This window comes from Nocardiopsis valliformis DSM 45023 (genome assembly GCF_000340985.1).
Classification (GTDB): domain Bacteria; phylum Actinomycetota; class Actinomycetes; order Streptosporangiales; family Streptosporangiaceae; genus Nocardiopsis; species Nocardiopsis exhalans.
The window spans coordinates 207,479-216,550 of record NZ_ANAZ01000016.1 but is presented as its reverse complement, the minus strand read 5'-3'; the positions used below and the strand labels follow the sequence as shown (position 1 = coordinate 216,550).

Annotated in this window: 7 protein-coding genes; 3 read left to right on the top strand and 4 right to left on the bottom strand. The window is 69.0% G+C overall.

Annotated elements, in window-relative coordinates; all coding sequences use genetic code 11:
* Together D457_RS32825 and D457_RS0118090 are read right to left on the bottom strand one after the other, a co-directional pair.
* Positions 1-314, bottom strand: a 314-nt coding sequence (locus D457_RS32825; RefSeq protein WP_239646142.1) for a hypothetical protein, incomplete at its 3' end; no start/stop codon positions are given.
* Between the two features lie 133 nt (positions 315-447).
* A complete protein-coding gene (locus D457_RS0118090; RefSeq protein ID WP_017582082.1) occupies positions 448-999 on the bottom strand; it encodes an ATP-binding protein in 552 nt (183 codons plus the stop codon).
* A gap of 225 nt (positions 1,000-1,224) precedes the next feature.
* Between D457_RS0118090 and D457_RS32820 the strand changes: the two genes are divergently transcribed.
* Together D457_RS32820 and D457_RS0118075 are read left to right on the top strand one after the other, a co-directional pair.
* A complete protein-coding gene (locus tag D457_RS32820) occupies positions 1,225-2,085 on the top strand; it encodes a helix-turn-helix domain-containing protein (RefSeq protein WP_039831405.1) in 861 nt (286 codons plus the stop codon).
* Positions 2,082-2,324 (top strand): DUF397 domain-containing protein, encoded by a 243-nt coding sequence (locus tag D457_RS0118075; RefSeq protein WP_017582080.1) that lies wholly within the window; start codon positions 2,082-2,084, stop codon positions 2,322-2,324. The genes D457_RS32820 and D457_RS0118075 overlap by 4 nt, the downstream gene beginning before the upstream one ends.
* Positions 2,325-2,449: 125 nt before the next feature.
* Here the strand turns inward: D457_RS0118075 and D457_RS32815 are convergent, their stop codons facing one another.
* Both D457_RS32815 and D457_RS0118065 read right to left on the bottom strand, forming a co-directional pair.
* Positions 2,450-5,680: a HelD family protein gene (locus D457_RS32815; protein WP_017582079.1), complete on the bottom strand. Its 3,231-nt coding sequence runs from the start codon at positions 5,678-5,680 to the stop codon at positions 2,450-2,452.
* A gap of 445 nt (positions 5,681-6,125) precedes the next feature.
* Positions 6,126-6,725, bottom strand: coding sequence for a hypothetical protein (locus D457_RS0118065; RefSeq protein ID WP_193374512.1), 600 nt, complete (start codon positions 6,723-6,725; stop codon positions 6,126-6,128).
* Positions 6,726-6,963: 238 nt separating this feature from the next.
* Here D457_RS0118065 and D457_RS0118060 point away from each other — a divergent pair, with 238 nt between their 5' ends.
* Positions 6,964-9,030 (top strand): hypothetical protein, encoded by a 2,067-nt coding sequence (locus D457_RS0118060; RefSeq protein WP_017582077.1) that lies wholly within the window; start codon positions 6,964-6,966, stop codon positions 9,028-9,030.
* Positions 9,031-9,072 lie beyond the last annotated feature (42 nt).

The window sequence follows — 9,072 nt, the reverse complement described above, 5'->3', positions numbered from 1 at the left end:
CATCCGGCTGCTGCGACAGCCGAACGGTGCAGGTCTTCCACCTCCACGCGATCTCGTGGCGCCTCGTGGCGCACGGCCTCGCCCCACCAGATCACCAGGTGGCGGTAGCGAGCCTGGATGCGGGAGGCCTGGGCGTGTTCGCTGGCGTACTCGGAGCGGTGCCCACCCAGTCGGGGCAGGCGCTCGGCACGGCGTTCCCGGCAGGAGGGGTGGACACAGGTGGCACAGGCGGGGCCGATGAGCGGCTGGCGGCGGGGCAGGGTGCGGTAGAGCGGGTCGCTGGAAGGGCGGGGCGAGGGGATAGGGTTCTGCATCAGATCCTCGTTCCTGGCATATGCGTGTGTTTGGTTTTTGGGGGTTCAGGGCCCAGGGGAAGCGTTGCCGCGCTTTCCTGGGCCCGTCTCATGTCCTGGGTGACATGGCGACCGGTGGTGTTGGTCGCCGGTGTTAGTTGCTGCTGTTCCAGCGGCTTCCGGCCAGGTCGTAGGCGAGGTAGAACCAGACGTTGCGGAAGCTGGCGCGGCCGTTGTCGCCCCAGTCGCTGGCGAAGGCGTCGACCATGGCCAGCCCGCGCCCGGACTTCGCGTTCAGGTCCAACCCGTCCGGGTCGGGCGTGAGGTGCTGGTCGGGTCCGGAGGGCTGGCCTCGGTCGCGGCAGGTCAGGCGGAGCCCGTGGCGGTCGCGCTGGATGTTGAGGATGTAGCTGCCCCCGGGCTGTCCGGAGCGGCTGTGCCGAATCGCGTTGTTGCACAGCTCCGACCCGAGCAGGGTGAACAGGTAGCGGTAGTCGGGTTCGTGCTCGGCCGCGCAGGTATCCAGGAAGGCCCGGACCAGCGGCATCACGGTGGGGGTTCCCGCGAAGTCGTAGCGGCGGGCCCGGTAGTTGGGCCGCTCGGGCCGCCCGGAGAAATAGTGCCGGTAGTGCGGCCGGATGAAGCTGGCCAGCGGCACCGTGACCTCGCCCAAGGCGGGAGGGTCGTTGGGGGCGTTGAAAGGCATGACGAACACACTCCTAGGCATGGCGGTACCTGAGTCGGGGGTCGTGCGTGCTGCCCGTTGAAGAAGTCTCACGGTTGCCGTGATGCGCGGAACGGGCAAGGCATAGCCTGGCCAGATGAACCCTCAGTGATGAGTCGTTCACCAGCCACACTCAATGATGAGATCTTAGAATCCCAAAAGTCAAGCCGATCTTTAGATTCCCTCTTATTTTGCTAGGCTCCCCCCATGAACCACGGCTTCAGCCCCACAATTCGCCGACGTCGCCTCGCCCGCATACTTCGTGACTACCGCGAAGAGTCCGGACATACGCTAGATACAGCCGCAAAAGAGTCAGGCGTGCCAAGAAGCACCATTGGCAGACTCGAAGGCCCAGAGGGAAAACGCATCCAAACAGCGCACTTGGATGCACTGGCTCGCCTGTACAACATGGACGAAGAGTCCTGGCGGAGCCTTCACCAGCTAGCCAAAGACGCTGGTGAGCGGGGCTGGTGGTCCAAGTACAAGGACGTCTTCAGCACCAACGGCCTGCCGTCCTTCGAGGTCGAAGCCTCATGTATCCGGACCTATCAAGCGCAGGTGCTCCCCGGCCTGCTCCAAACAGCCGACTACACACGAGCCGTCTTCACCGGGACTGGCGCGTTTCAGGAAGAGCAGGTCCAGCGGCACGTCGCCGGACGGCTGAAGCGCCAAGAGATCCTAGAGCGGCTCTACCCGCCTGAGTACATCGCGATCGTCGACGAAGCCGCACTTCGCAGGTTCGCGGGAGGACCAGAGGTGATGAGGGAACAGCTGGAGCACCTCACTGACGTTGCCCAACGCCCACGGGTCTCCATCCACGTCCTGCCCTTCTCGGCTGGGATTCACGCAGCACACCTGGGAAGTTTCCAGATCCTGGAATTCCCAGAACCAACAGACCCCACCATTGGTTACATGGATACACCAACCTGTAAAATCTTCTCAGAAGAGGACGAAGAGATACGCCGGTACGAGGCCATGTGGCGCGAAGCCCACAATGCCTCCCTCACCGCAGCTCAGAGCATGACTTTCATCCAGGACTTGAGCGCATCATTGAAAGGCACTACATGACCGTTCTTGAGTTCAAGAAGAGCAGCTACAGCGGTGCAAGCGAGGACTGCGTGGAGGTCGCGCACATCCCCTCTGCCTTCCACAAGAGCAGTTACAGCAGTGATCGGGTTGAATGCGTCGAGGTGGCCGAACTCCCCTGTGGTGCGGCCGTCCGGGACTCGAAGCGACCCGAGGCCGGGCACCTCCCCTTCCCCTCCTCTGAGTGGACTGGCTTCCTCAAGAGCGCCCTCAACCACTGACCTGAGACGCCATCGGGCCCGGCCACAGTCTTGTACCGTGGCCGGGCCCGCGTCGCACATCAACTCCCACCAGAGGTTTCATCTCGGGTGTGTTGTGGGCTCCGTTGCGCGCCGATCCCGAAGCCCTAAGCCTCAGTTCCCAGAGCCAGGTCCACCCGGGTTCCCTCCCAGGCATCCCCGGACCTCCAGATCACCTCGGTCCCGAAGACCTCGCTCACCATCGTGGCCGCTTCGGGAGGCTCCGGCGGCTGCGGGAGCACCAGGAAGGCCCGATCGGCCTTCGTGCCGGTCGCGTACTCGACCTCCATGATCCGCAGAACTCCCTCGCGCATCCGGGCGTACGTGTGCCCGTCCTCCCCCAGGACCTCATACAGGTAGCTGCCCTCGGTCCCGTCGCACTCCACGTCGACGAACTCGGACCACCTCGGTTTCTGCTGCTGTTTGAACAGGTCCGCGATGAGCTGGTGCCGCAGGCTCTCGTGTCCGTGGTCCTCTCTCTCACGCTCCACCGCCGCACGGATGACGGTCAGGAATCCGTCTTCCACGGACTCACTCGTCTCGGACATGCTCTGCTCCATCGTGTTCGGTTTCCGTGGTTGGGGAAGCGGGTCAGCGGGCGCCTCCGCCAGCTCCTGCTCTGAAGGATCCTCCTGCGGGTCAGCCTCCGCCCCTTCCCCCGCATCCTCGGGGCGGTTCAGCCGGTACCGGGAAGGCACCCCAGCCAGGAACTGCGCGTAGCTCCGCTCCAGGTGGACGGTCTGGTAATCCGTCACGGACCGGACGTCCGCGCTCAGCACCAGCCGGTACCCCCGATCGTCCAGCAGCCAATAACCGTCCCTGTTCCGGGACCAGATACCGCTGGTCCACAGGTGGGTCAGCATGTCGCGGAGCTCCACCTGAGCATCCCGCGCACTGGCCCGGTGCCGCGCCGCGAACCGGGCCCGCGCCGCCGCGGAGACACGGACCGCCTCGGGCCCCTCCTCCGGTAGGTCCGGGACTGCCCCGCGGGTGGCGGGGCGGGGCAGAACCCCGGGCGCCTCCGAACGGGGAAGCGGAACCCGCGTCCGGTAACCCCCGCACCCCTCCTGACGGCACCACCTGTCAGCAGCGGTAGTGGAGTTGCGGCAGCGGTGGCCGTCGGTCCGGAACCGGGTGCACCGCACCAGTGCCCCGTGGTCCGCGCCGCCCCCCGGGGTCTGCTCGGGGTCGACCAGGACGTCGGGCAGCGGCCGCGCGTACACGATGCTCAGGGACTGAGTACACCTGGTCAGGGCGACATAGAGCTGGCCAACGCCGTTGGCGTCCGACGCGGTGATCTCGCCCGGCTCCACCAGGACGACGTGGTCGAACTCCAGACCGTTCACCCGGGACACCGGCAGGGCCTGGACCTCCGGACCCTCCTCGGTACCCCACGATTCCTTTCGTTGTTCCCTCACCCGCTCCAGCAGGGACGAGTCGTCAGCGGTGATGACCGCGATCGACCGGCTCCGTCCGCCCGTCTCCCGCAGCCGGTCCACCTGTGCCGCCACCTCGGCCAGGAGGTCGTCGGGGGCGGTCCAGCGCACCGTGACGTCCCCCTCCTCCGGGGGACGCACCGGGATCGGCTGGCGCACGGTCGGCGCCACCGCCACCGCGGCGGGCACGGAGACGTGCATGACCTCGTACGGAACCCGGTAGCCGACGGTGAGCTCGTGCAGGTGCCACCCGTCCCGCAGCGTCAGCAGCTCCACGAAGTCCGACCACTGTTCGTAACGGTGCTCCCCGGTGGACTGGGCCAGGTCACCCAGAACGGTGAGCGACCCGCTGGGGCAGCGCCGGGCCAGCCCGCGGACCTGCATCGGGGTGAGGTTCTGGGCCTCGTCCACCACGATGTGCCGGTACCGCATGGGGCCTTCACCGGTGAGCAGGACCCGCAGTTCCTCCAGGCAGACCAGGTCGGCGCGGGTCCAGGGTTCGTCAGCCTCGGTCCGGGACCTGGCGCGGTTCAGGGCCCGCTGCTCCTCCTCGGTCAGGACGCCCTCGGCCGCGGCGGCCAGCGCGTCGGGGTCATTGAGCAGTCTGCGCATCAGCCGCTTCTCGGACAGTTGCGGGCACACGGCCGTGAGCAGGCGGGTCACGGCACGGCTCTGCGACAGCCTGCGACGGACTCCCCCGTCGCGGCCCAGATGGCCGCTCCGCTCGGCCAGCTCGGCGATCAGGTGGTCGAGGAGGGAGTCCAGGAAGTACTGCCGCCGGTCGGCGTGGGTGCCGGGGCGCTGCCGGGCCTGCTCGACCAACCCCTCCAGGTCCTCCCCCGCCACGACGAGTTGGCGGCTCTCGTCTTGGAAGACGAGCCGTCCGTCCGTGAGGAGCCCGGCCAGCCCCTCGGGTCGGATCAGACCGCGCACCGCCCGCTCCAGCACCGCCGCCATCCTGGCGTCGGACTTGATCCGGGCCTGCTCAGGACCGTCCTCAGCCCGGACCTGTCCCTCCCACAGTCCGCCCAGGGCCTGGGCCCGCACCCCGCGGGTGCCGAGCGAGGGCAGGACCTGACCGACGTAGTTCAGGAACTCCGGGTGCGGCCCGACCACCAGGATCTGCTCGGCCTTGAAGTGGTCGTTGTCCAGCAGCCAGGTCACGCGGTGCAGCCCGACCGCGGTCTTGCCGGTTCCCGGTCCGCCCTGGACGACCAGGGTGCCGGGGCGGGCGTCGGAGACCAGTTCGAGCTGGTCGCGCTGGATGGTCTCGACGATGTCCCGCATCAGACCCTTGCGGGCGCGGTTGAGCTCCTCCAGGAGGAAGGGGTCGACCGTCTCCCCCTGCTCCCGGGCCCTGCGGCGGGTGGCCAGGGCCGCGACCTTCTTGGGTGAGGGAACAGCGGGGCGGGCGGGGGCGGTGGGATCTGAGGTGTCGGAGGTGTCAGCGGGGACGGCCGCGCTCTGGTCCGGCTCGCTGATCTCGTCGAAGTAGGAGAGGACCTTGCTGTCCTGGCACTTGAGCCTGCGGCGTAGGCGCACCGTCCCCGGGGAGCTGGGACTGGCCAGCCGCCACTTCGTGGCCAACGGCGCGGTCCACTTGATGACCAGGCGGTCGCCCTTCCCGTCCTTGACTCCCGCCCGCCCGACGTAGAAGGTTTCGCGTTCGCTGTCCTCCTCCACGTCGGCGCGCATGAACACGAGGGGAGTGCCTCCGAGTTGGAGGTCCTCCAACCTCGCCTCGAACTCCCTCTTCTGGGCGGCGTTGTCCTTCGTGCTCGCGCCCAGCGGGTGCCGGGCGAGCCTGCGGAGGTCGTCCTTCGCACGCTCGAAGTGGTGGTAGGCGCGGTCGACCGCTACCTGCTCCTGCACGATGACCGGGTCCCGGTCTCCTTGGTTCACGTCTACTCCGGCTGTTGTGCTGCGGGGGTATGCACCTGTACTGCGGGGGTGTGCACCGTCGGACGGGAGCCGTCGGGTGGTGCGGGTGGTCTCCGGGTACGGGAAGGGGCCGCGTCCTGACGGGGGTGTCGGCTCTCGTCGGATCAGGGAGAGGCACAGCCGAGGAGGAGCCGACGGGGCGGCGGTGCCGGGCGCCCTTCGGGGGAGGGCGGGACGGCGGTCGGGGGCGGGCCCGCCTGTGGGGCCCGCCTCTGCTTCGCGGGCACACCTGACCAGTGGTCACACCGGAGTTCGGGACGAACCTGCGAATTCCACGACCTCACTGCCCATGCCAACCGAAAAACCCGTCCGTGGTCATGACGCGGGGATGAGCACAGGGGTTGACGCAGAAACCTACCCCTCAGCACCCACCACCAGGCCCCTCCGGCCCCGGCTGCTCTCAGCGCTACCCGCTCCGGGGACTGCCCTCCGAAGGAAGTTCCTCCCCGGCCCGGGGCGCCGCGGGCAGGAGGTGCGGGCTCGCGGGCTCCTCCCGCAGCCACCCCTGGTCCACCAGGTACCTGATGGCCAGCGCGCCCTCCCACTGGTTCCAGCCGAACACCGCCTCCAGCTCACGCCAGGTGGGGCCGTGCCCGTGCTCGGCGAGGTGCTCCTCCACGTGCGCGGCCACCCACGGCTCCAGCCCCTGGACGATCCGCCAGGCACGCATGGTCTGGCCGGTCCGCAGCGCCCGCCGCTCTCCCGCCCGCCCGGGCTCGGCGCTTCGAGGCCGGGGAGCCCCGGACCCCCTCCCCTGGGTCGAGGTCGTACCCGCGCTACGGGTCCGCCCTTCCTGGGAGGTCAGGTGCCATCCCTTGCAGGCCGGGCACTCATAAGCCCGGCGGGGCATCCGGTCCGAGCGGTCGGAGCCGTGGTGGCGGATGGCGGCCAGGGCCAGTTCAGCGCTGATGTTGTCCTTGAACCAGCGTTTGCCGCACCTGCGCGGGCGGGAGGCGTGCGGCGCTCGGGCGGGCTTCGTACCGGAGTGGAGGTGTCGTCTGCTCATGGGGGGCTCCTCGAGATCGGCCGGTACCGGCGGGATACCGGGGTGCGTGCTTCGGGAAGCGAGCGGCTGACCGCTCTGGAACATGCCGAGGACACTACCCAGAAACATCGACCCGATGAAGTACAACCCTTGATAAGGGGACTTATCAGATCTCCACTACCAAAAATCCTCGCTCTGCCCTACAGTGGCCTCACACCCGCACTCCCCACCCCCGACACAGAGAGCGAGGAAGCGGCCCATGCCTTCGTCACCCCTGCTGCTCTCCCTGTCCGACATCGCGGGGCTCGCCCGCGTCCAGCGCCCGGTCGTCTCCACCTGGCGGCGGCGCCACCACGACTTCCCCTCTCCCATGGCGGAAAACGACAGCCGGGCCTGGTTCGACGGCCACGCGGTCGCCGACTGGCTGACCAGCACCGGCCTGGGCAACACCCCGGCGGACGAGATCGGCCCGGAGCTGGTCGCGCACGGACTGGTCCGCGTGGCGGAGGGGGTCGGGGCGCAGCGCCTCGTCTCGGTGCTCGGAGCCCTGCTGTGCCTCCAGTACATGGACGAGAAGCCCCTCACCGACACCACGAAGGACGCTCTGCTCACCCGTGCGGAGCACATGGACCCCGACGACGAGTTCTTCCTGCGCGAGCTGAGCGCCGACCCCGGGCTCTCCGCCCGCCTCGCACCCCTGGCCGAGGACCTGGTCGAGGCCGCCTACACCCCCGGTGGCGCGCACGAACACCTCATGCGGCAGCGGCACCGCCTCGGACTCGCCGACCCCGAGAGCGGATCCCTCGCCCCCGAACTGCGCCGCCTCATCGTGCAGGTGGCGGACCCGCACGAACGGGCCTCCGCCAACGACACGCTCACCGTCGCCGACCCGCACGCCCTGTACGGGGACCTGCTGCACGACATGGTGTGCGCCCTCGACGACCCCGCGGACAGCCGGACCCTGGCCGCCGAGCGGCGCCCCGACCTGGCCCGGCTCACCCGGCGCCGACTGCTGCTGGCCGGAGTGCCCGAACTCGATCTGGACGTGCAGGAGGGCACCGAACTGGAGGAGGGCATCGCCGACCCCGACCTGGTGGTCACCCTGCTGCCTTACCAGGCGGGCGAAAGCCGTTCCCAGGCCCGGGTGTTGGAGGAGATCGAGGCCATCGGAGACCTGCTCGGCCCCGGTTGCACGGCGGTGGTCATCGGCCCCGCCGACGCGCTGGTCGGTGCTCTGGACACCCGTGAGGCGCAGATCCGTTCCCGTCTGATCCGCAGCAAACTGGTCGAGTCGGTCACCACCCTGCCCGGCGGTGCCGACCCTTCCCGCCCCGGATACGAGTGCGCCATGTGGACCCTGCGCAGGGGCCAGGTCGCCAACACCGAGGGCCGGGTGCTGGTCAACGACATCAGCGCGCGTCCCCTGGACGACCAGGTGATGCGAACCCTGGCCGAGGACATCCTGCTCTGGCGAGCCGAGGGCCATCACCTGGGCGGACACGACCCCCGGTACGGGATGTCGGTGACCATCAAGGACCTGGAGGACCGGTTCGGGGAGTCGCTCGTTCCGCCGGGTCCGCCGGTGTCCCGACTGCTGTCCCAGGCAGTCCGCGACCGGCCGGCCCTGATCGCCGAGGCCGAGACCCGCCTGGCCGAGGCCGACAACCGGGCCCGTGCGCACACGGAGTCCGCAGGTCCTCTTCGCGGCGGTCTCCTCCGCCGGGTGGGACCCGCACCGGAGCGGGTCACCGTCAACACCCTGATCCGCCAGGACCGGCTCGTCCCGGTCAAGGGGCACCGGATCGCGGACGAACACATCGACCCTGCGGGGCAGCTGGACCTGATCGGCCCGGACGAGGTCTTGGGACGGTCCCAGCGCGGGGACCGTCGTATCGACCGCCTGGTCCTGGCCGCGGAGTACCAGCACGCGGCCCTGACCGAACCCGGCGACGTGGTGTACACGACCGCCACCGGCTTCGGGGTGATGGTCGACCACGAGGGGGCCTCGGTGGTCTGCTACCCGGCCCGGGTCCTGCGGGTGAACCGCAAGGCGAGACGGGCACTCACCCCCCGGGTCCTGGCACTGCTCCTGGAGGGCGCGGTCTCCACCAACAAACCGACGGGGTCGGTCCGCGCCCCCCGCGGCATCGGGGAGATCTCCCTGCCCGACCTGAACCCGAAGGAGGTGGAGCGCCTGGACACCTTCCTGGCCGAGTCGGACCGCAAACGCGCTCTCCTGGACGCCCAGTACACCGAGCTCGACACCATCCGGCGGCTGAGCGCTGCTGGTTTCGGTGACGGAACCCTGGCTGTCCCCACCGACTGACAGACTCCTAGACACTCCCCTCTTCCCGGTCCCGTTGTTCCT

Coding starts and splice junctions, on each gene's coding strand:
- D457_RS0118090 (WP_017582082.1), bottom strand. CDS start 999: ATGCCTTTCAACGCCCCCAACGACCCTCCCGCCTTGGGCGAGGTCACG.
- D457_RS32820 (WP_039831405.1), top strand. CDS start 1,225: ATGAACCACGGCTTCAGCCCCACAATTCGCCGACGTCGCCTCGCCCGC.
- D457_RS0118075 (WP_017582080.1), top strand. CDS start 2,082: ATGACCGTTCTTGAGTTCAAGAAGAGCAGCTACAGCGGTGCAAGCGAG.
- D457_RS0118065 (WP_193374512.1), bottom strand. CDS start 6,725: ATGAGCAGACGACACCTCCACTCCGGTACGAAGCCCGCCCGAGCGCCG.
- D457_RS0118060 (WP_017582077.1), top strand. CDS start 6,964: ATGCCTTCGTCACCCCTGCTGCTCTCCCTGTCCGACATCGCGGGGCTC.